Genomic DNA, 24,834 nt, shown 5'->3' with positions numbered 1-24,834 from the left:
GGACGCGGCGGCCCGGCTCGGGTCGGCGGCTGGCCCGGCGGCTCGGGTCGGCGGCTGGCCCGGCGGCTCGGGTCGGCGGCTCGGGTCGGCGGGCGGAAACGGGAGTGGGCTCGCACGGGTGGTGGCGGGCGGGTGGTGGCAAGCGTTTGCGGCGCGGTTCGCAGCGCATTTTGCGGCGTGGTTCGCGGCGCGATTCCTGCCGACTGTTCCGTGGCGGTTTCGGGCGCACCGCGGGCCGCGGCCCCCCGGTATCCATTCTACCGGCGGGGGCCGACAGGAGCCGTGGTCAGCGTGGCACGGCCGATGGTCCGCGCGAGGGTCAGCCCACGCGGTGCAGCCACGTCACGGGAGCGCCGTCGCCGGCGCGGCGGAACGGCTCCAGGGCGTCGTCCCAGGCCGCGCCCAGGATCTCGTCCACGCCGTGCGCGAAGGACTCGCCGCCGCGGCTTCTCGCCGCCAGGGTCCGCAACTGGTCCTCGGACACGACGATGTCGCCGTTGGCGCTGGTGCGCGCGTGCCACAACCCCAGCACGGGCGCGAAGCAGTACCGGACGCCGTCGACGCCGGGGCTCGGGTCCTCCGTGACCTCGAACCTCAGCATCGGCCACGCCCTGAGGGCGGCCACGAGTCGGGCGCCTGTGCCGGCTTCTCCGGTCCAGGCCGCCTCGGCGCGCAACTGCCCCGGCGCCGCGGGTTGGGCCGCCCACTTGAGGTCCGCCCGCTCGCCGAGGGTGCCCGAGATCGCCCACTCGACGTGCGGACAGACCGCAGACGGCGACGAGTGGACGTAGACCACGCCACTGGTGCTGCCACGGGTGCTCACGTTGACCTCCGCTGCTCGACGAGGGACGTCTTCCCCTACGGCCTGTCGAGGTGCTGCGGACGATCTTGCGAATTCCCGACCCGGTCATTCTGCCCGCGATCGCAGCGGTCCGCCAGAAGAACCAGCACGTTCATCACCCGGGCGGGTCAGATACAGGACTTTCGACCCTGATTCGCGACCCCTCGGCCCAGTTCAGTGGGCCGAGGGGTCACTTTCCGAGATCAACCGGACACGATCACGTGATCTACTGAGCACGCAGCGAGGTGACCGCGGCCACCACGTCCACCAAGCCCGTTCCGCGGTCGAAGCTGCTCGTGTACGCGCCGGCCGGCACGTAACCGCCGCCGTACTTGTACGCGCTCGACTTCAGCGCGGCCTCGATCTGGCCCGGCGTCGCCGACGGGCGCGCCTGGAACAGCTGGGCCACGATGCCCGCGATGTGCGGGGCCGCCATGGACGTGCCGGAAATGGTGTTGAACGTTCCGAGGTCGAGCAGGCCGGGGCCGTTCTGCGGCTTGAGGCCCGTCGCGCAGATCACCAGGTACGGCCGGCACGCCGCCGTGATGTTCTCGCCCGGCGCGGAGATGTCCGGCCACGTCGACGGGTCGGTGGCCAGGCCGCGCGACGAGAAGTCCGACACCGCGCCGTCGCGGGTGCCGGTGTCCTGGTCGTTGTAGGACGCGACCGAGATCACGCCGGGCGTCGGGTCCTGGCCGGGCGGGTTGGACAGGCTGGTCGTCCCGTCGCCGCCGTCGTTGCCGTTGGCCCACACGGTCACCACGCCCTGCGCGGCGAGCGCCCGCTGGAGCTTCGCGGTGGCCGAGTTCGGGTCGAACGCGCCACCGCCGACCGGGCCGTAGGAGTTGTTGACCACCTTGATCGGCGGGCACGTCGAGGCCGGCACGCCCGCGCCGCACGGGGCCGCGTGGTTCTCCAGCACCCAGTTCAGCGCCGCGTCGGCGCCGAGGATGAGCAGCGCCGCGCCGGTCGAGATGACCACGGTCTTCGCGCCGGGGGCCGCGCCGCGCACCACCGTGCCGTCGGTCAGCTTCACGTCACCGCCGACGGCGATGCCGGTGACGTGCGTGCCGTGGCCGCCGACGGACAGGGTGTCGGTGTCCACCGACGTGGGCACGTCCACGATGCAGCCGGTGCCGGTGGACGACTCGTCCACGCACAGGCTCTTGAGGTTGCGGACGACCTTGGTCTGGCCGCTCGCGGTGCGGAACGCCGGGTGCGTCGGGTCCACGCCCGAGTCGATGACGGCGACGGTGACGCCGCTGCCGTCCAGGGCGAGGCCGTTGGCGCCGGTCAGGGTCTGGCGCGCTTCGAGGCCGCGGGTGGCGGTGTGGGAGGTGGAGCCGGTGAAGCGGATCGGCTGGTCGGCCTCGACGTAGGTCACGCCGGGGACGGCCCGCACGGCGGCGATCCCGGCCGCGCTGCCGCGGGCGGCGACCACGCCGATGCGGTCGAACGCGGTGATCCGGGTCAGGCCGGCCTGGCCGACCGCGCGTTCGGCGGCGGCCAGGTCGGTGCCGTGCACCAGGACGGTGCCGGAGTAGGTGGGACCGAGCAGGGTCGAGACGGGCGCGAGCAGGCCCGCGTTGGCGGAGGGGGCGGCGGTCACGGAGAGTGCCAGGACTCCCGCGGCGGCCAAAGCGACTTTGCGCATGGCGTTGGAACCTCCGGTGCAGGGTTCAGCGATCCTTCTAACGATCGACCCCCGTTCCGGTGATGGCAGTCACTGAAAGTGTCAAGTCACCCACCTCGCCGCCGATCGGGTGCCGCCGGCGCTACGGTGTCCGATCGTGTGGAACGGTGTGTTCTCGTGCGCCTGATCAAGCTCGGGGCCGAGCCCTCGGCGGTCGGCGCCGACGTGCGGGCCGCGCTCAGCACCTGGGGTCACGGCGACTCCGTGCTGGGCGGTGTCGCGCTGCTCGGCGTCACGCCGCCGGACAGCCCGCGTCCGCTGGACGCGGTGGTCGTGCTGCCGCGCGGCGTGCTCGTCGTGGTCGGCGTGGACCTGCCGGACCCCGCCATGCGCCTGGAGGCCCCACTGGCCGGCCAGTGGAGGATCGACGGCTGGCCGCTGACCCGCCCGGACGGCGCGACCAGCCCCGCCGCCGAGGCGCTGGAGGCCAGCGCCGCCGTCACCCGCCGCATCCAGGACATGCGCGGCGAACCGCTCCCCGTGGCCACCGTCGTCGCCGTCGGCCCGTACGTGAGTCAGGTCGTGCAGCCGACCGTGGACCTCAACCGGGGCGTGCGGGTCCTGCACCCCAAGCCCACCACGTTGCTCGCCGCCGCCCGCGAACTGGCCACCAGCGACCGCCCCTGCTCGGCGGGCCACGCGGCGAAGCTGCTCGCCGTGCTCGCGCCCACCGGCACCCCGCCCGCGGTCCGCGACCTGGTCGCCGAGGGCTTCCCGGACGCGGCGACGGACCTGGCGTCGGCCAGCACCATGCTGCTGCCACGCGTCGCGCCCGCGCCGCGCCGCCCGAAGTGGCTGCCGTACGCGGCGGCGGCCGTGGTGGTGTCGCTGCTGATCGTCGCCGCGTGGGCGTTGCTGTCCTCCGGCGGCTCGACGGAGGCGTCGTCGGCCACCAGCACCGCGCCGCAGCCGACGACCGTCGTCGTGGACGGCCGCAACTACTCGCCCAAGGGCGCGGACCGGACGGAGAAGTGCGCGGACCACGCGTTCGGCGACATCCAGGTCTGGCTGGCGGGGCACATGTGCCTGCAGCTCAAGCGCGCGGTGTACGAGACCACGATGGACGGTCGCAAGGTCGGCATCGCGGTGTCGGAGCTGAACCTGCCGGACGGCACGCGGGCCGCCGAACTGCACGCGGTCACGACGGCGGCCGGCACCGGCGGGATCACGCCGCTGGTCAAGGAGGGCAAGTCCTGGCCGGGCGGCCCGGCCACGTTCGACCACTCGGCGATCAAGACGCTGGTGAAGGACTCGCAGGTGCGGATCACGCAGGCGGTGTGGGCGGAGGGCGAGTCCGACCCGGCCGACCCGGTGCTGGTGGCCCTGGCCCAACAAGCCATGCGCCTACCGGTGACGCAATGACCCGCTGACGCGCGGAACGATCGGCGCCGCGCTGAATCAGTCCCGCGCGGAATCAGTCCCGCGCGGACTCAGTGCCGCCGGAATCGGTGCCGCGCGGACTCGGTGCCCCGCGGAATTGTCGGTACCGCGTGAGACGATCGACTCGGGGGCCGCAGGCCGTCGGTCAGCGGCCCGTCCGGGCCAGGCCGATCGCGATCAGCCCGAACGTCACGTGCAGCACGATCGCCAGCCCGGCCACCGTGCTCGTCATCTCCGTGCCCGGCCGCCCCGCCAGCGCGCCGCACGAGAACAGCCACCCCGCCACCGCCACCGCGAACCCGGCCCCCAGCCACGCCCGCGGCACGTGCGCCAGGCACAGCAACGCGTGGCTGCGCGCCCGCAGCAACGTGTAAGCCACCACGGGCAGAACCAGGAACCCCGGCAGGTACGCCGCGATGGGCGCGAACGCCGGTCCACCCGGCACGAACGTGGACGCGATGACCAGGGCGCACCAGAACACCGCGCCGCTCGCGAGTGCAACGGTTCCCCTGGTCACCTCCGGCAGTGTAATGAGACGAAGCCGCAATCCGCGGAGGTGACGCCTGATGGCGCACCACACCTACGGCACTCGGCGTACCCCCGCGCACACCGCGAAACCGCAGGCACACCGACCGTCAGAGGCCGTACGCCTCCAACAGTCGCAGCCACACCTCGCTGATCGTCGGGTACGCCGGCACCGCGTGCCACAGCCGGTCCACGGTGATCCCGCCGACGATCGCCACCGTCGCCGCGTGCAGCAGCTCGGCGGTGTCCGGACCGGCGAACGTGACCCCGACCAGCGTCCGCTTGGACTCGTCCACGATCATCCGCGCCTTGCCCCGGTACCCGTCGGCGTGCAGCGACGACCCGGCGACGGCGATGTCCAGGTCGACCACCCGCACGTCCAGCCCGGCCTCGCGCGCCTGCGCCTCGGTCCACCCGACCGCCGCCACCTCGGGATCGGTGAACACGACCTGCGGCACGGCGGTGTGGTCGGCGGTCGCGACGGGGGCCGTCCACGGCTGCGGGTTCTGCGCGCCGGTCACGATGGCCGTCCCGACCGCGCGGGCCGCGTACTTGCCCTGGTGGGTGAGCAGGGCGCGGCCGGTGACGTCGCCCGCCGCGTACAGCCAGTCCAGGCCCTCGACCCGGCCGGTGTCGTCCACGGGCAGCGCTTCGCCTGCGGTGAAGCCGAACCGCTCCACGCCCAGGTCGAACGTCGCGGGCTGCCGCCCGGTCGCCACCAGCAGCTTCGCGCCGGACACGGAACTGCCGTCCGACAACGCCAGCGTCACCTCACCGTCCGAAGAGGACACGCCGGTCGCCTTGACGCCCGTGCGCAGCGTGACTCCGTCCGCGCGCAACCCGTCGGCCACCAGGTCGCCGGCGAACGCCTCGAACTTCGGCAACGGCCGCTCGCCGGACACCACCAGCGTCACCGCCGACCCCAGCCGCGCCCACGCCTGCGCCATCTCGACGCCGACCACGCCACCGCCGAGGACCACCAGCGACGACGGCGCCTCCTGCGCCGACGTGGCCTCGCGCGAACCCCAGAAGTCCACGTCCGCCAGGCCCGGCAGGTTCGGCGTGCGCGGCACGCTGCCCGTGCACACCACGACCGCGCGGCGGGCGGTGAGCACCCGGCCGTCGACCTCGACGGTCCGCTCGCCGGTCAACCGGCCCCGGCCGCGCACCACGTCCAGGCCGGCCCCGACGGCCCAGTCCACCTGGCCGGAGTCGTCCCAGTTGGAGGTGAACTCGTTGCGCCGCTTCAGGACAGCGGCGGCGTCGAGCCTGTCCCCCACCGGCACGCCGGGCACGCGACGCGCGGCGGCGAGCGCGTGACCCGGGCGCAGCAGGGCCTTGCTGGGCATGCACGCCCAGTACGAGCACTCACCGCCCACCCGCTCGGCCTCCACCAGGGCGGTCCGCAGGCCGCCGGCGGCGGTCCGGGCGGCGGCGTTCTCACCCACCGGCCCGCCGCCGATCACGATCACGTCGTAGGTCTGGTCGCCGTCCGCGGCAAGGGAGTCGCTCACCGTTCCACCCCACACCACCCGGACCGGCGGAGCAAGTCACGCGGCGATCGGTCCGCCGAGCGCGGTGGGCGGTGGGGTCACGCCGGGTCGAACACCCCGGCGAGCATGCGGAGGATCACGCCGTCGGCGGTGCGGAGGACCACCGGCCGCTCGTCGGGCGCGACCCGCTCGGCGAGCTTGAACATGGCGTCGGCGGTCTGGGTCGCCATGCGGAAGGTCAGGGCCACGGGCGCGTCGCCGCGCACGGTGAACCGGGCGACGAACAGCTCGCGCAGCCGCTCGGCCATCAGCTCGTACTGGTCGACGCTCGCGTCGAGCCGGTGCCCGTCGAACAGGTCGCTGAACCGCACCCGGCCGAAACCGGGCATTTCGACGAGCATGCGCAGGTAGACCGCGACCACCTGTTGCACCGCTTCCCGCCAGTTCGCGGACAGCCCGCCTTCGGTGAACAGGGTTTCCACCCGCGCGAGGTACTCCTCCATGCCGCGCAGGGCCAAGGCGTGCACAACAGAACGCTTGTCCGGGAAGTATTGGTAGAAGGACCCAATTGGCACGCCGGCCAGCTCGACGATCCGGGCGGTGGTGATGTCGTCGTAGTCGTACTGGTTCAGCAACTGGGCGCACGCGTCGACAATGGCGGTCACCGTCGCGGCGCCCCGCTGCTGCACAGGCTGACGGCGCATCACCTTGGCTAAGCGGTTTTCGGCGGGATTTTGATGCACGCGGACATCTTGATGGATACGGACCGGTAATCCCAAACACAGGATTGGCGACAGCTTCATCACGGATCGTCGCACGTCTGCGCAGGACTGCGGACTACCATGTGAGAAACGCTCATCTTGTTGGACTACCCGGCCGAAAAGACCAGGTGCAAACGCCGCACGCGCCTGAACAATTGGGTATGAAACGATTCCACGCCGGAGGATTCACCGGTGCGCCCGACCGCGCCGACTAGCCCGATCGCGGCCGGGAACTCACCGGCACCGGTTCCGCGCCCCGTCCGCGCTGGTGCGGCAATGCGCCGCCGATCCCCGCGGGCGACTCCTCTTTCCGTTCAGAACGCGGGCGCGGCGGCCGGGTGACATAGGGGCGCAGCAATCCGGCGACCACCAGGCCGGGCGCGATCAGCGGCACGACGGCCGACAGCGCCACGGCGGTCGCGGCGGCCCGCGCCACGTCGCCGGGGATCAGCGCGATCCGGTCCACCACGAACGCGCGCCGCCCGGGGATCGACGCCAGCCCCACCACCGCCAGGAACACCGCGAGCGCCAGCAACGCCCGGTGCACCGCGCCGTAGCCGGCGGACTGGGCGGCGGCCATCACCGCGAGCCACCCGCCCAGCGCGGGCAGCTGCCGCCGGGTGGTCGTCATCGCCCACAGCAGCCCGCCGACCGGGGCCAGCCAGCCGGTGCGGCCCGCGCACCACGCGGCGACGGCGTCCAGCCACCCCACCGGGACCCCGGCCCACGCGAGCGGCGCGCGGGCCACGTCCAGCGGGCTCGGCCCGCCGAACGGCTGCCCCGCCACCCACGCCAGCGACCACACCGACACCACGACCGCGAGCCCGAGCTGCCACCGCGGCCGGTCGACCGCGCAGCGGCACAGCCGGACCAGTTCCCGGCGCTGTTCCTTCACCCCCTCCACCCTGCCGGGTTCACCGGCCGGTGTGATCGGGCTTCACCCACGTGCCTCCGGGATGCCGCTCTTCGGGTGCCGCGGCCCTCACCCGGCGTGCCGCCAGCGCCGCGCCGATGTGCTGGAGGTCGGCCGGGTTGCCCGGATCGAGACCGGTCAGCGCCACGATCCGACGCAGCCGGTAGTCGACGGTGTTGGGGTGGACGTGCAGCAAAGCCGCGGTTCTGCGGCGGTTGAGGCCTTCCGCGAGGTAGAGCTCCAGCGTCGGCAGCAGGTCGGGGTTGTCCCCCAACGGGTCTAGCAGCGCGGCCAGGCCCGCGGTCGCGGGCGTCTGCCGGCCCAGCTGGTACTCCAGCAGCACGTCCGCGAGCCGGTACAGGCCCGGCGGGCGACCCAGCCGCAGCACCACGTCGAGCACCTCGCGGGCCCGCTGGTGCGCGGCGGGCAGCTCGGCCGTCGCCGCCCGCTCCCACGCCGCCGTCACGCCCACCACCGACTGCAAGCGCCGCACCACCCCGGTCACGTCGGCCTCCGGCGGCAGCACGGCCACCCCGCCGCGCGGGTCCACCGAGTTCGGGCCGGCCGGGTCGAGTTCGGCCTGCACGCGGCGCACCTTGCGCCGGGCCGCGATCTGCGCGCCGGTGCCCGGGACCGCCTCGTCCGGGTGGGCGGCGAACGCGAACACCACCACGACGTGCGACGGGCCGACGCGCGTGGCCGTCGGCCGGCCCTCCAGCAGCGCCGACAGCAGCTCGCGCCGCGCCTCCCGCTCGTGGCCGACGATCGTCTGCCGCTCCTCGGCGTACGCGGTGGCCACCACGGACACCGCGACCTCCTGGTAGCGCAGGACGAGGTCGGTCGCGGCGAGCGCGTCGGCCAGGTCGTCGGGGCCGGCGTCGGCGAGCACGGCGTGCCACATCACCCGCAGGCCCATGCTGTACGCGGCGAGCACCGCGCCCAGCGGCACCCCCTCGGCCGCTCGCACCGCGGCGGACTCGGCCAGCTCACCGAGGTCGTCCACGCCGGGGACCTCGCCCGTGCGCAGCATCCGCGCCACGATCCGCAGGTTGGCCGCGGTGATCCGGGTGATGTCGCCGTCCAGCTCCTCGCGGGGCAGCGCCGCGTAGAGCGGGATCTCGGCGGCGAACCGGGTGACCAGCTCGCGCGCGATCACCCGGTGCGGTGTCAGCCGGGCGTGGACCGGCCGACCGTTGATGGTCAGGTTGTGACGGGTCACAACAGCTCCTCGTCGAGTCTGCGTGATCTCCCAGGTGTCGGGGCGTGCCGCAGGCCACATCATGTCACCGGCACCACTCTCGACTACGTGAAGGAGGCGACCGTGCGCAGGCTGCTACCGGTGTTGCTGGCGGCGTTGTCGATCACCTGGACGGGGACGGCCGCGGCTGCCGCCCCGGCGGAACTGGAGTACGTGGCGCTCGGCGACTCCGCCGCCGCCGGGCCGCTGATCCCCGCCCAGGAGCTGATGGACCTGGGCTGCCTGCGCTCGACGCGCAACTGGCCGAGCGTGCTGGCCGCGCGGGTCGGCGCGACGACGTTCCGGGACGTGAGCTGCTCCGGGGCGACCACCGACCACCTGGCCACCTCCCAGTCGACGTTCACCGGGCCGCAGCCGCCGCAGCTCGACGCCCTGACGCCGACGACCGACCTGGTGACCATCACCATCGGCGGCAACGACATCGGCCTGGTCGGCGTGGCGCTCGGGTGCGTCAACGTGTTCCCCGAGCCGCTGGGCGTGTCGTGCAAGGACCGCCTGACCGCGGGCGGCGACCAGATCGCGGCGAAGATCGACGCCTACGCGGCCGAGTTCGCCGCCGGCCTGGACGCCGTCAAGGCGCGGGCGCCGCGGGCGGAGGTCGTGGTCGTCGGGTACGGCACGTACGTCCGGCCCGGCGGGTGCCACCCGAAGGAGCCGATCTGGGCGCGCGACGCCGACTACCTCCAGGGGTCGGTGCACCGGCTGAACACGGTGCTGGGCAAGGTGTCGGCCGACCGCGGGGCGACCTTCGTGGACATCGAGCCGCCGAGCGTGGGCCACGACGTGTGCGCGCCGGTCACCGAGAAGTGGTTCGAGGGCCTGGTGCCGACGTCGGTCGCCGCTCCGCTGCACCCCAACGCGCGGGGCATGGCGGGGATCGGGGCGTTCATCGCCGGGGCGCTGGGCGTGAGCCGCCTGTGAGGGTCTCGTAGACCTGGTAGACGCCGCTGTGGTCGTCGTCGCCGAGCCCGAGTGCGCACATCGCGGCGTACACCTGCTCGACGACGGCGGTCACCGGCAGCGGCACCCCGGCCCGCCGGCCCGCCTCGGTGGCGAACCCGAGGTCCTTGAGCTGGTGCCGCGCCCGGCCGCCGGGCGCGAAGTCGTGCTCGACCCACTTGTCCCGCTTGACCTCCAGCGCGGCGCCGCCCGCGAGGCCGCCGCCGAGCACGTCCAGCAGCGCCCCGGCGTCGAGGCCCTCGGCGGTGGCCAGGGCGAGCGCCTCGGAGATCGCGGTGAGGGTCGTGGCCACCACGATCTGGTTGCACGCCTTGGCGAGCTGCCCGGAGCCCAGGGGCCCGAGGTGGCGGACGGTGTCGCCGAGCACGTCGAAGCAGGGCTTGAGCCGCAGCACGTCCTCGGCGTGGCCGCCGACCATGATGCTCAGCGTGCCCGCCTCCGCGCCGACGTCCCCACCGCTGACCGGGGCGTCCACCAGCCGCACGCCCAGGCCGTGCAGCCGCGCGCCGAGCCGCCGGACGCCTTCGGGCGAGTGCGTGCCCATCACCACCAGCAACGGCCGTTCGACGCCGTTGTCCCGCCACCCCGCGAGCAGGCCCTCCCCGCCGTCCAGCAGGGCCTCGACGTCCGGCAGGTCGGGCAGCACCGTGATCACCACCGGCAGCGCGGCCCCGGCGGGCGTGGCCGCCGCCGTGCCGCCCGCCGCGCGCACCTCGCCGTCGCGGCCGGGCGTGCGGTTCCAGACGGTGACCGGGAAACCGGCGCGGGCGAGGTTGCGGGCCATCGGCCGCCCCATCGCGCCGAGCCCGAGGACCGAGACGGGGTCGTGGCGCATGGTCAGCCATCCTCGCGCGGCCGCGGGTGGGCCACCAACCGGGGCCCGAACACGTGAGCGCGGCGGCGATCCACCGTGTAGATTGGTCGTTCTGCGCGCGCAGAGAGAAGTCAGGCGAAAAGCGGCACAGCCTGATAAAACACGCTATCCAGAAATGAGGCACGTTGTCAAGCCCCTCCGATGACCTCCGGCTCGCGGAAATCGAGTCGGAGCAGGAATACGTGTCGATGCTGTACGGAAGGCTGGACGACCTCCGCGAACTGAGCTCGAAGCGGCTGGCCGGCGCGCTTCGGGAAACCGGCGGGACGCACCAGATGCGCTCCGAGCGGGACACCTCGGTGGCCATGTACTCCGACCAGTTGGCGCAGTACAGCGCGGTCGAGAACGGGTTGTGCTTCGGTCGGCTCGACTTCCACGAGGGGGAGCGGTTCTACATCGGCCGGATCGGCTTGTTCGACGAGGACAAGGAGTACGAGCCGCTGTTGATGGACTGGCGGGCGCCCGCCGCGCGGCCGTTCTACCTCGCCACCGCCGCCGCCCCGGACGGCGTCAAGCGCCGCCGCCACCTGCGCACCAAGCAGCGCAAGGTGGTCGGGTTCGACGACGAGGTCCTCGACATCAACTCCGTGGACCCCACCCGGCACGAAGGGCTGACCGGCGAGGCCACCCTGCTCGCCGCGGTCAACGCCAGCCGCACCGGCCAGATGGGCGACATCGTCGCCACCATCCAGGCCGAGCAGGACAGGATCATCCGCACCGAGCTGAACGGCGTCGTCGTCGTGCAGGGCGGCCCCGGCACCGGCAAGACCGCCGTCGCCCTGCACCGCGCCGCCTACCTGCTCTACACCCACCGCCGGCAGCTGGCCAAGCGCGGCGTGCTGGTGGTCGGCCCGAACGCCACGTTCCTGCGCTACATCGGGCAGGTGCTGCCGTCGCTGGGCGAGACCGGCGTGCTGCTGTCCACCGTGGGCGAGCTGTTCCCGAACCTGACCGCGACCGGCCGCGAGTCCGCCGAGGCCGCCGCGCTCAAGGGCCGCATCGAGATGGCCGAGGTGGTCGCGCACGCGGTCAAGGACCGGCAGGAAGCCCCCGCCCTGGTGGAGGTCCCGTTCGAGCAGGACGTGCTCAAGCTGGACCGCCGGGCGATCACCGCCGCCCGCGGCCGGGCCCGCCGCACGCGCCGCCCGCACAACGAGGCCCGCCGCACGTTCCTGCGCGAGATCATCTCCACCCTCGCGTCCCAGGCCGTGAGCCGGCTCGGCCGGCACCTGCTGGACCAGGCCGACATCGACGACATCCGCCGCGAGCTGCGCGAGGACCCCGGGGTCCAGGCCGCCGTGGAGCGGCTGTGGCCGACGCTGTCCCCGCAGAAGCTCCTGGAGGACCTCTACGCCACCCCGCGCCTGCTGGCCAAGGCCACGCCCAAGCTGTCCCCGGAGGAACGCGCCCTGCTGGCCCGCCCGCGCGGGTCGGAGTGGACGCCCGCCGACGTGCCGCTGCTGGACGAGGCCGCCGAGCTGCTCGGCGAGGACGACACCGAGGCCAAGGCCCGCGCGGAGCGTCAGCGGCGCCAGGCGATCGACTACGCGCAGGGCGTGCTGGACATCCTCGACCTGGAGGACGACGCCGACCCCGAGATCCTCATGGCGACCGACCTGGTCGACGCCTACCGGCTGGCCGAGCGGCACGGCGTGGAGCGCTACGAGACCGCGGCCGAGCGCGCGGCGGCGGACCGGACGTGGACGTTCGGGCACATCATCGTGGACGAGGCGCAGGAGCTGTCGGCGATGGCGTGGCGGACGCTGATGCGCCGCTGCCCCAGCAAGTCCATGACGGTCGTCGGCGACATCGCCCAGACCGGTGACATCGCGGGCGCGTCGTCGTGGCACGAGGTGCTCTCGCCGTACGTGATGGACCGCTGGAAGCTCACCGAGCTGACCGTCAACTACCGGACGCCCTCGGAGATCATGGCCGTCGCGGCGGACGTGCTGGCGGGCGTGGACCCGGACCTGGTGCCGCCGACGTCGGTGCGCGACAGCGGCCACCAGCCGTGGAGCCTGAAGGTCGCGTCCGCGGCGGCGGCCCTGCCGGCCCTGGTCGCCGAGGAGGTCGAGGCCATCGGGGACGGCAAGCTCGCCGTGATCGTGCCCGCCGCGCAGGTCGCGGAGCTGCGCGCGGTGGTGCCGGGCGCGTCGGACGACCTGGATGCGCAGGTCGTCGTGCTCGGCGTGGTGGACGCGAAGGGCCTGGAGTTCGACGCCGTCCTGGTGGTGGACCCGGCGGGCATCCTGGCCGAGTCGCCGCGCGGCGCGAGCGACCTGTACGTGGCGCTGACCCGGGCCACCCAGCGGCTGGGCGTGGTGCACGAGGGCGAGTTGCCCGCCGTGCTGGACCGGCTGGCTCAGAGGTCGGCGAGCACCGCGTAGCCGAGGAGGGCCGCGCCCACGCCCGCGACCACGCTGACCGCCACGTTGGCGACGGCGTGGAAGTGGGCGCGGTTCTCCAGCAGCCGCACGGTCTCGTAGCCGAACGTGCTGTAGGTGGTCAGGCCGCCGCACAACCCGGTGCCCAGCAACGCCGCCGTGCCCGGCGAGACGGCGGCGCCGGCGAGGCAGCCCAGGGCGAACGAGCCGACGACGTTCACGGTGAGCGTGCCCCACGGGAAGGCGGTGTCGTGGCGGGACTGCACGAACCGGTCCACGAGGTAGCGCAGCGGCGCGCCGACCGCCGCGCCCAGGAACACCAGCAGCGCCGTCACGCGACCGCCCTCCGGGTGACCGCCGCGGCGAGCGCGGTCGCGGCCACGGCGGCCAGCAGGGTCAGCACGAGGTAGCCGAACGCCGCCGGGACGCCGCCGGGCGCCAGCAGCCGCCGGAAGTCGTCGGTGTAGGCGGAGAACGTGGTGAACCCGCCCAGCACGCCGACGCCGAGGAACGGCCGCGCCAACGGGTGCGCCCGCCACCGCTCGGTGATCAGCACCATGAGCACGCCGATCAGCGCGCCGCCCACGACGTTGACCAGGAGCGTCCCCCACGGCCCCGGCACGAGCAGCCCGACGCCGTGGCGCGCCAGGCCGCCGAGACCGCCGCCGAGCGCGATCACCGCGAGCACGCCGCCGTGCGTCCGGGCCAACTCCCGCCGCTGCTCCGGGACGTGGAGGTCGATGTCCGGGTCTACGGGCTCAGTGGGCACGCAGGTGGTCCACCAGGTGGTCCAAAGCGGACAGTGCGCGGACCACGTCCGCCCGCTCCCCCGGGTCGAGCTTGTCCAGCGCGGTCCCGATGCGCTTCTCGTGCGCGGCCTGCCAGACGGCCAGCTGCTCGTGCCCCTGGGGCGTCACCGACAGTCGCGCGACGCGCCGGTCGGTCGGGTCGCCGGCGCGGGACACCAGGCCGCCCTCGATGAGCTGGCCGACCAGCCCGCTCACCGTGTTGGGCGCGAGCCGCAGCTCGGCGGCGAGGTCGCCGACCCGCATGGGCGGGCGCTCGGCCAGCGTCTGGAGCAGCTCGACCTGGGCCATCGGCAGCGAGTCCCAGGGCCATTCCGACCTGATGCTGGTGCGTAGCGCACGCCGGAGCCTGGTGACCACGTCCGTGAGCGTGCGTGCCTCGTCTGACATGGGCGAATGGTACTGGCTGCGGATGTGTCGGACACCGCCCGAATCCGGGTCGGACGGGTGTTCCCGCGGGGCGTCCGGCGGCCGGATCGCCTTGCCGCGCAAGGGATGATCTCGTCGCGGGCACCCGCCGGGCACACCATCGGGGCACTGCGGTCCGGCGTCCACATCGCGGGATCACACGCTCGGTGATCGCCTTCCCGGCCGGTGTACGCCGATCGGGGACAAGCGGGCGCGGGCACTGCCGACCGGTGTCGCCCCCTCAGTAACCTCCTCCCGCGAGGACCGGTTCCGGTCCTATCCACGGGGAATGCGGAGTGGCGGAGTGGCGCGGAACGGCAGCCGGGTCCCGGACGACGCGGACCCCGGTCTCCCCAGCGCCGCCCGCGTCTGCGACTACCTGCTCGGCGGCGGCCACAACTTCGCCGCCGACCGGGCGCTGGCCGAGGAGTTCCTGCTGGCGCAGCCCAACGCGCGCACCATCGTCCGCCTCGACCGGTCGTTCCTGCGCCGCGCCGTGCTGCACCTGGTCGACCGCGGCGTCCGGCAGTTCCTCGACCTGGGGTCGGGCCTGCCGACCGTCGGCAACGTCCACGGGATCGCGCACCGCGCCGCGCCCGACGCCCGCGTGGTCTACGTCGACTTCGAGGACGTCGCCGTCGCGCACGGCCGGTTGGTGCTGGAGCACGAGGAACGCGCGCGGATCCTGCAGGAGGACGTGACCGACCCGCACACCGTGCTGGCCGCCGTCCGCCGCACCGGTCTGCTGGACTTCGCCGAGCCGATCGGGGTGCTCGCCGTGGGCGTGTTCCACTTCGTGCCGCCGGAGTGCGACCCGGTCGGCGTGCTCGGGGTCTACCGGGACGCCCTCGCGCCGGGCGGCGCGCTGGCGTTGTCGCACTTCACGTCGGACTTGCAGCCCGTGGAGACGGCGGGGATCGTCGAGGTGATGAAGAAGAGCCTCAACCCGGTGTTCCCGCGCACCCACGCGGAGATCACCGCGCTCTTCGACGGGTTCGAGGTCGTCGAACCGGGTGTCGTGCCGCTGCCCCTGTGGCGGCCGGAAGAGGGGGTCGCCGGGCGTGACGACCCGGACCAGGCGGGCATCTTCGCGGGAGTGGGCCACAAGCGGTGAGACCACATGACGCCACCGGCTAGACCGCGGCGGCGGGAACTGGCCCGGGAGTGGCTGGCGGCCGTCTACCCGACGGCCTACGTGCCGCTGTCCCCGGCGGAGATCGAGGAGTTCCTGCTCGGCCTGGTCGACGTGATCGCCGACGCCGTGCAGGCCGACCCGTTCACCGTCGAGCCCGTCGCGGTGGTCGGCGAACGGCTGGTGAAGGCCCACTTCAACGGGCCGGACACGTTGCAGCGCACGGTGGAGGTCCTCGGCCGCACGTTGCTGTTCACGCCCGAGCTGGAGGACGTGCCGCAGCTGCCCGAGAAGGTCGTGGCGATCCTGGGCAGCCTGAGCACCAGCTTCGCCATCGCCATGCGGCTGGACGCGTTCGACCAGCAGGAGGAGATCAAGCGCGCGCTGATGGCCGCCAAGACGCGCGCCGAGCGGGTGGCGAAGGTCAGCGAGAGCCGGTTCCGCGAGGTGTTCAGCACGGCCGCGTTCGGCATCGCGATCACCGACCTGCGCGGGGTGTGCGTGCAGGCCAACGACGCGCTGGGCGAGATGCTCGGCGTGCCGCACGCGGAGCTGCCGGGCCGCCGGCTGGTCGAGGTCTTTCACCCGGACGACCGGGAGGCGCTCGCGGGCCTGTACCGGGCCGTGGGCGCGGGCCGGGTGGACCGCTTCCGCGAGCAGCGCCGGCTGCTCGGCGGGGACGGCGACCCGGTGTGGGTGCACCTGGCGGTGTCGTTGCTGCGCGACGCCGACGGCGCTCCCGCGTACCACGTGACGATGGCCGAGGACGTCACCGAGCTGCACCTGCTGCAGAAGAACCTGGACCACCAGCTCCTGCACGACTGGCTCACCGGCCTGTCCAACCGGCAGCACTTCGTGACCAGGCTGGAGGCGATGCACCGGTCGGCGCCCGGCGGGATCACCCTGTACCACCTGGACCTGGACGCCTTCAACGTGGTGAACAACGGGATGGGCCACGCGAAGGGCGACGAGCTGCTGCGCGAGGTCGCGCGACGCCTGAGGACCGTGTTCTCCGGCGAACAGGCCGTGGTGGCGCGGATCGGCGGCGACGAGTTCGCCGTGGTGGTCGCCAACCGCCCGGAGACGCCCAAAGTCCCGCAGGTGGTCGAACGCGTCACCGCCGCGTTGGAGGCCCCGATGTCCTGCGGGGCGGCCTTGAGCGCCGGTATCGGCGTGGTGGACCGCCCGGCCCAGGGTTGGCCCGCCGAGGAGCTGCTCCGCGCCGCCAACGCCACCCTCCGCCGCGCCAAGGCGAAGGGCAAGGGCCAGTGGCAGACCTACGACCGGCCCCAGGACACCACGTCCCGGTCCTGGCTGGCGCGGGCCGCGCGGATGCCCGGCGCGCTGCGGGACTCGGAGCTGGAGGTCGAGTTCCGGCCGGTGCTCGACCTGGCGTCCCGGACCCCGCTGGGCCGGCTGGCGCGGTTGCGCTGGGACGACCTGGACCACCGGGACTGCGTGAAGATGGCCGAGACCAACGGCCTGTCGCTCAAGCTCGGCCAGTGGGCGCTGCGCGAAGCCGCCGAGGCCGCCGCGCTGTGGTCGGCGGGCACGCTGCACTTCGAGCTGTCGCCCATGCAGTCCCGCGACGAGGACCTGGTCGCCACGGTGAAACGGGTGCTGGACGAAACGGGTTTACCGGGCGCGAACCTGCGCCTGTACCTGGACACCCGCGCCATGCTCGACGAGGACGGCGACAACGCCGAGGTGCTCCGGGAGATGGGCATCGCCCTGGCCCTGTCCGGCTTCAACGGTGGCCAGGCGGAACTGTCCCTGCTCGGCGAGCTGCCGGTGGACGCGCTGGTCCTGGCCCCGTCGGTGGTGGACCGCCTGGCGGGGGAAGAGGAATCGTTGCCGCACCGGGCGATCGGCCTGATGATCGAGACGATCCGGGCCGCCGGCTACACCGTGTGCGTCCCGGACGTCCCGACCCCGCACCTGGCGGACTGGTGGGCCGCGAAGAACGCCGACGCGGCCTTCGGCCCGTTCACCGGCCCGCCGTCCCCGGGTTACGAGCTCTAGAGGCTCTTGACCGCCGTGAGCAGCTTGGTGAGCGAGTCCTTGGCGTCGCCGAACAGCAGCGTGGTCTTGGGGTTGTAGAGCAGCTCGTTGTCGACGCCGGCGAAACCGGGCCGCATCGACCGCTTCATGAACACCACCGACTTGGCCTTGTCCACGTCGAAGATCGGCATGCCGTAGATGGGGCTCGACGGCTCGTCCCGGGCGCCGGGGTTGACCACGTCGTTGGCGCCGACGACCAGCACCACGTCCACGCTGCCCATGCCGGGGTTGACGTCGTCCAGCTCCTTCAGCTGCTCGTAGGGCACGTCCGCCTCGGCCAGCAGCACGTTCATGTGGCCGGGCATCCGGCCGGCGACCGGGTGGATGCCGTAGTCCACCGCGATGCCGCGCGACTCCAGCAGTTGCGCCAGCTCGCGCGCCGCGTGCTGGGCCTGGGCGACGGCCAGCCCGTACCCGGGCACGACCAGCACCGAGTGCGCGTACCCGAGCAGGATCGCGACGTCCTCGACGGTTCCGGCGCGGACCGTGCGCTGCTCCCCGCCGCCGGCGGTCGGCGGCGCGGCCTTGAAGGCCCCGAACAGGATGTTCGTCAGCGGTCGGCCCATGGCCTGGGCCATCAGGCGGGTCAGGATCGTGCCGGACGCGCCGACGAGCGTGCCCGCCACGATGAGCAGGGTGTTGCCCAGGACGTAACCGGACGCGGCGACGGCCAGGCCGGTGAAGGCGTTGAGCAGGGAGATCGCGATCGGCACGTCCGCGCCGCCCACGGGCAGCACGAACAGCACGCCGAGGGCGAGGCCGGCCACCGCGAGCAGCACCAGCAGCGCATTCGAATCGGTGAACAGCACGGCCAGGGCGAGCAGCGCGCTGACGGCGGCCACGGCGATGCTGACGATCTGGCCCGCCGGCAGCAGCACCGGCCGCGTGGTCATGACCTCCTGCAGCTTGAGGAAGGTCACGACGCTGCCGGAGAAGCTGACCGAGCCGATCAGGACGGTCAGCACGGTGGCCACGTCGAACAGCACGCCGCCGTCGGCGACCTCCAGGAACTCGGTCAGCGCCACCAGCGCCGCCGCCGCGCCGCCCACGCCGTTGAACAGGGCCACCATCTGCGGGATGGCGGTCATCTTGACCTGGCGGGCCGCCGGGATGCCGACGACCGTGCCGGCGGCGATCGCCACCAGGATGAGGACCAGGTTGTGGGTCACCGAGAACAGGGCCGTGACGACCGCCAGGGCCATGCCCGCCGCGCCGACGAGGTTGCCGACGCGGGCGTACCGGGGAGTGCTCAGGCCCTTGAGCGCCAGGATGAAGCACAGCGCGGCGGCCAGGTAGGCGAGCTGGACCCAGTTCATCGCTTGTGCCCCTTGAACATCTCCAGCATCCGGTCGGTGACCACGAAGCCGCCGACGACGTTCACCGTGGCCAGGAAGACCGCGAGCAGGCCGAGCACCAGCTCGACCCCGCCCTCGGCCTGGCCGGTGATCAGGACCGCGCCCACGAGGATCACGCCGTGGATGGCGTTGGCGCCCGACATCAGCGGGGTGTGCAGGATCGTGGAGACCTTCGAGACCACCTCGAAGCCCACGAACACGGCCAGCACGAAGATCGTCAGGAGATCGATCACAGCAGCTCCCTGGTGGGCGCGTGCCGGACCTCGCCGGCGTGGGTGAGGCAGGCCCCGCCGAGCACCTCGTCGTCCAGGTTCGGCACGACCCGGCCGTCCGCGGTCATCAGGCCGAGGAAGTTGGCGACGTTGCGCGCGTACAGGCGGCTGGCGTGGACCGGCATGCTGCTCGGCAGGTTGCGGACGCCGTGCACGAGGACCTCGCCGACCCAGACGTCCTCGTCGGGTCGCGACCCGACGACGTTGCCTCCGGTCTCGGCGGCCAGGTCCACCACGACCGAGCCCGGGGTCATCGCCTTGAGCATGTCGGTGGTGACCAGGACCGGCGCCTTGCGGCCGGGGACCGCGGCGGTGGAGACGACCACGTCGCTCTGGGCGACGCGTTCGGCGATGAGTTCGCGCTGGCGCTCCAGGAACTGCTCGGACTGGGCGGCGGCGTACACGCCGTCCTGGGACTCCAGTTCCAATTCCAGGAACTTCGCGCCGAGGCTGCGCACCTCCTCGGCGGCGGCCCGGCGCACGTCGTAGGCCTCCACCACCGCGCCCAGCCGGCGGGCGGTGGCGATCGCCTGCAACCCGGCCACGCCCGCGCCCAGCACGAGCACCTTGGCGGGCGGGACGGTGCCCGCGGCGGTGGTGAACATGGGCAGGAAGCGCGGCAGGTGCTGCGCGGCGAGCAGGACCGCGCGGTACCCCGACACCAGGGCCTGGGAGGACAGCGCGTCGGCGCTCTGCGCCCTGGTGACGCGCGGGAGGAGGTCGAGGCTGAACGCGGTGACGCCGCGCTCGGCGAGGGTGCGGACCAGGTCGAGTTCGGCGGACGGCGAGAGGAAGCTGACGGTGATGTCGCCCTCGCGCAGCTTCCTGGCGCGCTCCAGTTCCAGCGGCTGCACGGAGACCACGACCTCGGTGGTCCCCGCGGGGTGTTGGGTGACGACCTCGGCGCCGGCCGCCCGGTAGGACTCGTCCGAGGCACGGGCGTGAACGCCCGCTCCGGACTGCACGTCCACGGCGAGACCGGCGCCGATCAGCGTGGTCACCGTTTCCGGTAGACCGGCTACGCGGCGCTCGGCGGGCCGCGACTCCGCGGGGATGCCCACTCTCACGGAGAGTCACAGTAGTCGATCAAAGGTGATCCACACCACATCCACCGTTGACTTTAACCGGACGGGCGTACTGGCGTGCTAATGAGACGCGCTCCGGGCAAGGGCGGATGGAGGGCGGGAGGCGGGGGCGGACGGAAGGGCGGGGGCGACGAGCGCGGCGGGCGCCGGGGGCTTTGCTGCTGGCGGGGTGGACCTCCACCGGCAGCAAAGCCGAACCGCACAACCGCCCAACCGCGCCGGGCCACTGCTAGTGGATGATCGGGCACACGCCCTTCGTGTCGCCGGGGAAGAAGTTCGGCAGCAGCTCGCCCTTGTCGTAGTACCGGTGGAACACGCTGGTGATCCCGCTCGACATCGGCGGCACGATCCACGTCCAGTCCGCCGGGCAGCTCCGTCCCGCCGCCTCCTCCTTCCGCAGGTGCGTCAGGAACCGGTCCGACTCCGTGTGGTGGTCCGTGATCGTCACCCCCGCTTCCCCGAACGAGTGCAGCACCGCCCGGTTCAGCTCGACCAGCACCCGGTCCTTCCACAGGGTCTGCACCTTCGACGTGTCCAGCCCCATCCGCTTGCCCAGGTACGGCAGCAGGTCGTACCGGTCCGTGTCGGCGAAGTTCCGAGCGCCGATCTCCGTGCCCATGTACCACCCGTTGAACGGGGCCGCCGGGTAGTCCACGCCGCCGATGCGCAGGCGCATGTTGCTGATCGCCGGCACGGCGTGCCAGCGCAGCCCCAGGTCACCCAGCCACGGGTACTCGGGGTGGCTGATCCGCACCTCCAGCACCGCGTCCCGGGGCAGTTCCAGCAGGTACGGGTCCGCGTCCTCGCGTTCCACCACCAGCGGCAGCACGTCGAACGGGCCGCGGTCGGCCGGTGGGCGCCAGCCCATGCCGATGACGTGGTCGGTGAGGTCGGCGTTGCGGCGGTCGCCGAGGACGCCGCCGTCCGGGCCGCGGTAGCCGGCGTAGCGGATCAGCTGCTCGTTGCGGATGCGGGGACCGGGCTGGCCGGGCTCGTCGGGGGCGAACACGGTGATCACCGGTCGGACCTTGCCGCCGTTGGTGGCGAGTTTGAGGTGTTCGACGCACTCGTCGGCGACCTCCTTCGGGTCCCGCAGGTCGCGCAGGTCGCGGACCTTCAGGCTGCGCCAGTACAGGCGACCGATGCAGCGGGCGCTGTTGCGCCACGCCACGCGGGCGCCGAAGGCCAGTTCGGCCGCCGTGTGCCGGTAGGTGCCGGTCGCGGCGACCTCCGCGTGGACCTCGGCCAAGCGGTGCTCGACCGGGCCCTCCTCGGGGTGCTCGGAGCGGTGCAGGCGGATGAAGTCGTCGGCCTCCGCGAGGTCGACGGAGGTGGTGCGCAGGGGGATGGCTTCAGTCGGACAAGCGGGGACGGGGGCCATGGCGCGACACCGTAGTTGCACTTTCGTGGATGGTGCACCGCCGTGTCGGGCACCTGGGGTCCGACACGGCCGGCGATCGACGCCACACGGTGAGTGCTTGATCCGGCGAAAGAGTGACGAATCCTGCGAAAACGAGTGATATTCGATTGTTATCCGCTCGACTCGCGGCGGTGACCCGTGATTTGCATCACGGTCCATTTTTCACCTATCGGGTGACAACGTCGGTGCCCGCCAAGCGGTGAGGGCGGACATGCCCCGGACGGCCGCCCTCGTCGGCATCGCGCGCAGGACGGTGTCGCGCGCGGCGACGGCCGCCGGGTGGCGCAGGCGGTGCCCGAACCGGCCCGCCAACCGCGACATCCGGGCCACCTTCAGCCCGCGCGGCCGGCGTTGGCGGTCGTAGTGCGCCAACGCCTCGGGCACGTCGAACCGGGCCAGCGCCGCCGCGAGCACCACGCCGTCCTCGATGGCCGTGCACGCGCCCTGCCCCAGGTAGGGGGTCATGGCGTGGGCGGCGTCGCCGAGCAGCGCCACCCGGCCCCGGACGTAGGACGGCGGCGGCGTGCGCAGCTCGTGGACGTCGTGCCGCAGCACGGTCCCCGGCGGGGTCGCGTCGAGGAGGTCGGCGATGGGCCGGTGCCAGTGCCCGACCAGCCGTCGCACCTCGCGGAGTTCGTCGGCGGCGGCTCCCCCGGCCGGAGCCAGGGTGGCGGCGTACCAGTAGACCCGGTCGTCCCCCAGCGGGAGGATGCCGAACTCCGTCCCGGGGCCGAGCGTCTGGCCCACCTCCAGCTCGCGCGCGAACGGCACGGTCGTCACGCTCCGCCACGCCGTCGCCCCCGCGTAGACCGGACGGGGCAGTCCGGGGAACAGCTCCTCGCGCACCCGGCTGCGGATCCCGTCGGCCCCCACCACCAGGTCCGCGTCCAGGTCCTCGACCGACCGGACCTCGACACCGGTCACCAGGCACCGCTCGGGCAGCGCCGACCGCAGCACCCGGTGCATGTCCGCCCGGTGCACCGCCACGACGTGCTCCCCGGCGGCGACCCGGACCAGCGCCCGACCCCGCCGGTCCCGCACTCCCCCGGCCACCCGCGGCGTGCCGATCCGCCGGACCTCGTCGGCCAGGCCCAGCGCGTCGAGCGCGCGCATCGCGTTGGGCATCATCCCGATCCCGGCCCCGACCTCGCCGAACTCGGCCGCCCGCTCCAGCACGACGACGTCCCAGCCGACCTTCCGCAACGCCACCGCGGCGGCCACCCCGCCAAGCCCGCCCCCCACGACCACAGCACGCACGCCGTGCTCCCTTCTACAGGTGTAGAAGCTACTCTACAGCTGTAGAAGGAGGTGCCGACTTTGTCCGACCGGGTGGCGCTCATCGCGGACGCGGCCGTGCACGTGGTGGCGACCAGGGGCATGCGCGGCCTGACCCACCGCGCCGTGGACGCGGAGGCCGGCCTGCCGCAGGGTTCGACGTCCGCGTACTTCCGCACGCGGAAAGCCCTGGTGGAGGGCGTGGTGCGCCGGCTGGCCGACCAGGACACCGCCGAGGTCGCCGAGTTGGTCGACGTGACCGACCTCGACGCGCTGTCCGCGGGCATGGCCCGCGTCCTCGACGCGTGGATGACCACCGGCCGCGAGCGCACCCTCGCGCGCTACGCGTGCCTGCTGGAGGCCACCCACCACCCGGAACTGCGCGGCATCCTCGCCCACGGCGCGCAGGCCCGGGACATGGCCCGCCGGATGCTCGAACGGGCCGGCGTGCCGGACGCCGAGCGCCAGGGCCGCGCGCTGGTCGCGTTCCTGGACGGCCTCCTGTTCGACCGCCTGGTCGGCGCGGGAGCGCTCAACGCGCCCACCCCGGGCGGTCCCGAGTCCCGCGCCGAACTGACCGACGCCATCCGGACCGCTCTGCGCGGCGTGTTCGGGAGCTGAGGAAACCACTCGACCGGCCCGCTACCGTGGTTCCCATGTGGGGATTCCAGGTCTTCTACCTCTGATTCCGGCTCGCGCCGCCCGCCCCCGCGCCGCGGGGGTCCCGAGCCGTACCCGGAATCCTGGAGAACACCTTGTCCCACATCGCTTTCCTCAACATCCCCGGCCACGGGCACATCACGCCGACGCTGCCCGTCGTGACCGAACTGATCGCCCGGGGCCACCGCGTGACCTACGCCGTCCCGGCCGGGTTCACCGACCCGGTCGAGCACGCCGGAGCGCAGCCGGTCCGCTACCCGACCACGCTGCCCACCTCCGACGAACAGTGGCCGACCGACATGGCCCCGGCCATGCGGCTGTTCCTCGCCGAGGCGGTCGCCCTGCTCCCGGTCCTGGAACAGCGCTACGACGCCGACCGCCCGGACCTGGTCGTCTACGACATCGGCGCGTGGCCCGCCCGCATCCTCGCGCGGCGGTGGGGCGTGCCGGCGGTCCAGTTCTCCCCCACGTTCGTCGCCTACGACGGCTGGGAGGAGGACATGAAGGACCTGTACGACACGCCTGAGGTGGAGGCGGTCTTCGCCGAGATCCAGGACTGGCTGACCGCCGAGGGCGAGCCGACCGACGCGCGGACGTTCGTCGGCCACCCGGACCGGGCGGTGGTGAGCATCCCGCGGTCGTTCCAGCTCAACGGCGACTCGGTGCCCGACAAGTACACGTTCGTCGGCCCGTGCATCGGCGACCGCTCGTTCCAGGGCTCGTGGGAACGCCCGGACGACCGCCCGGTGCTGCTCGTCTCGCTCGGGTCGGCCTACACCGACGAGCCCGCGTTCTACCGGACGTGCGTCGAGGCGTTCGGCGGCACGCACTGGCGGGTCGTGATGAACATCGGCCGGCACGTCCGCCCTGAGGACCTGGGCGAGGTGCCGGACAACGTCGAACTGCACCCGTGGGTGCCGCAGTTGGACGTCCTGTCCAAGGCGACCGCGTTCATCACGCACTGCGGCATGGGCGGGACCATGGAAGGCCTGTTCCACGGGGTGCCGATGGTCGGTGTGCCCACCATCGGCGAGCAGCACATGAACGCCATGCGGCTGGTGGAGCTGGGCGTCGGCCGTTACCTGCCGATGGAGCGGGTCAGCGTCGAGTCGCTGCGCGCGGCGGTCACCGGACTGGTCGAGGACCCCGCCGTTGCCGGCCGCCTGGCCGCCATCCGGGAGGAGATCCGGCACGCCGGCGGCACCACCGCGGCGGCCGACGTGGTCGAGTCGATGCTGGGGTGACGCACGCGCACCCGCCGGCGACACCGCCGGCGGG

23 protein-coding genes are annotated in these 24,834 nt (G+C 73.1%); 7 read left to right on the top strand and 16 right to left on the bottom strand.

Annotation, left to right across the window (positions count from 1 at the left end):
• Positions 1-319: 319 nt before the first annotated feature.
• Both AB0A74_RS08290 and AB0A74_RS08285 read right to left on the bottom strand, forming a co-directional pair.
• Positions 320-823 (bottom strand): DUF3145 domain-containing protein, encoded by a 504-nt coding sequence (locus tag AB0A74_RS08290; RefSeq protein ID WP_121222043.1) that lies wholly within the window; start codon positions 821-823, stop codon positions 320-322.
• Between the two features lie 244 nt (positions 824-1,067).
• Positions 1,068-2,495 (bottom strand): S8 family peptidase, encoded by a 1,428-nt coding sequence (locus AB0A74_RS08285; RefSeq protein WP_358248172.1) that lies wholly within the window; start codon positions 2,493-2,495, stop codon positions 1,068-1,070.
• Between the two features lie 156 nt (positions 2,496-2,651).
• On the opposite strand from AB0A74_RS08285, the gene AB0A74_RS08280 reads away from it, so the two are divergent.
• The gene (locus tag AB0A74_RS08280) at positions 2,652-3,896 is read left to right on the top strand and encodes a hypothetical protein (protein WP_358248171.1); all 1,245 of its coding nucleotides are present in this window, start codon (positions 2,652-2,654) and stop codon (positions 3,894-3,896) included.
• A gap of 163 nt (positions 3,897-4,059) precedes the next feature.
• Here the strand turns inward: AB0A74_RS08280 and AB0A74_RS08275 are convergent, their stop codons facing one another.
• From AB0A74_RS08275 to AB0A74_RS08255, 5 genes are all read right to left on the bottom strand, one after another.
• Positions 4,060-4,431 (bottom strand): hypothetical protein, encoded by a 372-nt coding sequence (locus AB0A74_RS08275; protein ID WP_358248170.1) that lies wholly within the window; start codon positions 4,429-4,431, stop codon positions 4,060-4,062.
• A 118-nt stretch (positions 4,432-4,549) separates the two neighbouring features.
• Complete coding sequence (locus AB0A74_RS08270; RefSeq protein WP_358248203.1) at positions 4,550-5,911, bottom strand: NAD(P)/FAD-dependent oxidoreductase; 1,362 nt, start codon at positions 5,909-5,911, stop codon at positions 4,550-4,552.
• Between the two features lie 119 nt (positions 5,912-6,030).
• Positions 6,031-6,735 carry a TetR/AcrR family transcriptional regulator gene (locus tag AB0A74_RS08265; protein WP_358248202.1) on the bottom strand — a complete coding sequence of 235 codons (705 nt, stop codon included), beginning with the start codon at positions 6,733-6,735 and terminating at the stop codon, positions 6,031-6,033.
• Between the two features lie 169 nt (positions 6,736-6,904).
• Positions 6,905-7,588 (bottom strand): hypothetical protein, encoded by a 684-nt coding sequence (locus AB0A74_RS08260; protein ID WP_358248169.1) that lies wholly within the window; start codon positions 7,586-7,588, stop codon positions 6,905-6,907.
• Between the two features lie 19 nt (positions 7,589-7,607).
• Entirely contained in the window at positions 7,608-8,825 is a 1,218-nt protein-coding gene (locus AB0A74_RS08255) for a helix-turn-helix domain-containing protein (protein ID WP_358248168.1), read from the bottom strand.
• Positions 8,826-8,927: 102 nt separating this feature from the next.
• Between AB0A74_RS08255 and AB0A74_RS08250 the strand changes: the two genes are divergently transcribed.
• Entirely contained in the window at positions 8,928-9,785 is an 858-nt protein-coding gene (locus AB0A74_RS08250; protein ID WP_358248167.1) for an SGNH/GDSL hydrolase family protein, read from the top strand.
• Here the strand turns inward: AB0A74_RS08250 and AB0A74_RS08245 are convergent.
• Positions 9,751-10,659: an NAD(P)-dependent oxidoreductase gene (locus tag AB0A74_RS08245; protein ID WP_358248166.1), complete on the bottom strand. Its 909-nt coding sequence runs from the start codon at positions 10,657-10,659 to the stop codon at positions 9,751-9,753. The genes AB0A74_RS08250 and AB0A74_RS08245 overlap by 35 nt on opposite strands.
• Before the next feature lie 164 nt (positions 10,660-10,823).
• On the opposite strand from AB0A74_RS08245, the gene AB0A74_RS08240 reads away from it, so the two are divergent.
• Entirely contained in the window at positions 10,824-13,085 is a 2,262-nt protein-coding gene (locus tag AB0A74_RS08240) for an AAA family ATPase (RefSeq protein ID WP_358248165.1), read from the top strand.
• On the opposite strand, the gene crcB is transcribed toward AB0A74_RS08240, so the two are convergent.
• The 3 genes from crcB to AB0A74_RS08225 are packed head-to-tail and all read right to left on the bottom strand — an operon-like array spanning position 13,061 to position 14,278.
• Positions 13,061-13,417 (bottom strand): fluoride efflux transporter CrcB, encoded by a 357-nt coding sequence (gene crcB / locus AB0A74_RS08235; protein ID WP_358248164.1) that lies wholly within the window; start codon positions 13,415-13,417, stop codon positions 13,061-13,063. The genes AB0A74_RS08240 and crcB overlap by 25 nt on opposite strands.
• Complete coding sequence (locus AB0A74_RS08230) at positions 13,414-13,851, bottom strand: CrcB family protein (protein ID WP_358248163.1); 438 nt, start codon at positions 13,849-13,851, stop codon at positions 13,414-13,416. The genes crcB and AB0A74_RS08230 overlap by 4 nt, the downstream gene beginning before the upstream one ends.
• Positions 13,841-14,278 carry a MarR family winged helix-turn-helix transcriptional regulator gene (locus AB0A74_RS08225; RefSeq protein ID WP_343939037.1) on the bottom strand — a complete coding sequence of 146 codons (438 nt, stop codon included), beginning with the start codon at positions 14,276-14,278 and terminating at the stop codon, positions 13,841-13,843. The genes AB0A74_RS08230 and AB0A74_RS08225 overlap by 11 nt, the downstream gene beginning before the upstream one ends.
• Positions 14,279-14,585: 307 nt before the next feature.
• Here AB0A74_RS08225 and AB0A74_RS08220 point away from each other — a divergent pair, with 307 nt between their 5' ends.
• Positions 14,586-15,410, top strand: coding sequence for an SAM-dependent methyltransferase (locus AB0A74_RS08220; RefSeq protein WP_358248162.1), 825 nt, complete (start codon positions 14,586-14,588; stop codon positions 15,408-15,410).
• A 6-nt stretch (positions 15,411-15,416) separates the two neighbouring features.
• Positions 15,417-17,450 (top strand): diguanylate cyclase, encoded by a 2,034-nt coding sequence (locus tag AB0A74_RS08215; RefSeq protein ID WP_358248161.1) that lies wholly within the window; start codon positions 15,417-15,419, stop codon positions 17,448-17,450.
• Here the strand turns inward: AB0A74_RS08215 and AB0A74_RS08210 are convergent.
• The 5 genes from AB0A74_RS08210 to AB0A74_RS08190 form a co-directional block, all read right to left on the bottom strand.
• Positions 17,447-18,805, bottom strand: coding sequence for an NAD(P)(+) transhydrogenase (Re/Si-specific) subunit beta (locus AB0A74_RS08210; protein ID WP_358248160.1), 1,359 nt, complete (start codon positions 18,803-18,805; stop codon positions 17,447-17,449). The genes AB0A74_RS08215 and AB0A74_RS08210 overlap by 4 nt on opposite strands.
• On the bottom strand, positions 18,802-19,077 hold the full coding sequence (locus tag AB0A74_RS08205) for an NAD(P) transhydrogenase subunit alpha (RefSeq protein ID WP_358248159.1): 276 nt from the start codon (positions 19,075-19,077) through the stop codon (positions 18,802-18,804). The genes AB0A74_RS08210 and AB0A74_RS08205 overlap by 4 nt, the downstream gene beginning before the upstream one ends.
• On the bottom strand, positions 19,074-20,183 hold the full coding sequence (locus AB0A74_RS08200) for an NAD(P) transhydrogenase subunit alpha (RefSeq protein ID WP_358248158.1): 1,110 nt from the start codon (positions 20,181-20,183) through the stop codon (positions 19,074-19,076). Before AB0A74_RS08200 ends, AB0A74_RS08205 begins: the two co-directional genes overlap by 4 nt.
• A gap of 247 nt (positions 20,184-20,430) precedes the next feature.
• Positions 20,431-21,582, bottom strand: coding sequence for a nitric oxide synthase oxygenase (locus AB0A74_RS08195; protein ID WP_358248157.1), 1,152 nt, complete (start codon positions 21,580-21,582; stop codon positions 20,431-20,433).
• Between the two features lie 201 nt (positions 21,583-21,783).
• The gene (locus tag AB0A74_RS08190; protein ID WP_358248156.1) at positions 21,784-22,878 is read right to left on the bottom strand and encodes an FAD-dependent monooxygenase; all 1,095 of its coding nucleotides are present in this window, start codon (positions 22,876-22,878) and stop codon (positions 21,784-21,786) included.
• 60 nt (positions 22,879-22,938) lie between these two features.
• Between AB0A74_RS08190 and AB0A74_RS08185 the strand changes: the two genes are divergently transcribed.
• Both AB0A74_RS08185 and AB0A74_RS08180 read left to right on the top strand, forming a co-directional pair.
• On the top strand, positions 22,939-23,517 hold the full coding sequence (locus tag AB0A74_RS08185) for a TetR family transcriptional regulator (RefSeq protein WP_358248155.1): 579 nt from the start codon (positions 22,939-22,941) through the stop codon (positions 23,515-23,517).
• Positions 23,518-23,651: 134 nt separating this feature from the next.
• Positions 23,652-24,800 (top strand): macrolide family glycosyltransferase, encoded by a 1,149-nt coding sequence (locus AB0A74_RS08180; RefSeq protein ID WP_358248154.1) that lies wholly within the window; start codon positions 23,652-23,654, stop codon positions 24,798-24,800.
• Positions 24,801-24,834 lie beyond the last annotated feature (34 nt).

The sequence above is a fragment of the Saccharothrix sp. NPDC042600 genome, assembly GCF_040647305.1.
GTDB lineage: Bacteria > Actinomycetota > Actinomycetes > Mycobacteriales > Pseudonocardiaceae > Actinosynnema > Actinosynnema mutabilis.
Note: the sequence above shows the minus strand (reverse complement) of the source record. Positions and strands in the feature narration are given on the sequence as shown.

Coding starts and splice junctions, on each gene's coding strand:
- AB0A74_RS08285 (WP_358248172.1), bottom strand. CDS start 2,495: ATGCGCAAAGTCGCTTTGGCCGCCGCGGGAGTCCTGGCACTCTCCGTG.
- AB0A74_RS08265 (WP_358248202.1), bottom strand. CDS start 6,735: ATGAAGCTGTCGCCAATCCTGTGTTTGGGATTACCGGTCCGTATCCAT.
- AB0A74_RS08245 (WP_358248166.1), bottom strand. CDS start 10,659: ATGCGCCACGACCCCGTCTCGGTCCTCGGGCTCGGCGCGATGGGGCGG.
- AB0A74_RS08225 (WP_343939037.1), bottom strand. CDS start 14,278: ATGTCAGACGAGGCACGCACGCTCACGGACGTGGTCACCAGGCTCCGG.
- AB0A74_RS08220 (WP_358248162.1), top strand. CDS start 14,586: ATGCGGAGTGGCGGAGTGGCGCGGAACGGCAGCCGGGTCCCGGACGAC.
- AB0A74_RS08215 (WP_358248161.1), top strand. CDS start 15,417: ATGACGCCACCGGCTAGACCGCGGCGGCGGGAACTGGCCCGGGAGTGG.
- AB0A74_RS08210 (WP_358248160.1), bottom strand. CDS start 18,805: ATGAACTGGGTCCAGCTCGCCTACCTGGCCGCCGCGCTGTGCTTCATC.
- AB0A74_RS08195 (WP_358248157.1), bottom strand. CDS start 21,582: ATGGCCCCCGTCCCCGCTTGTCCGACTGAAGCCATCCCCCTGCGCACC.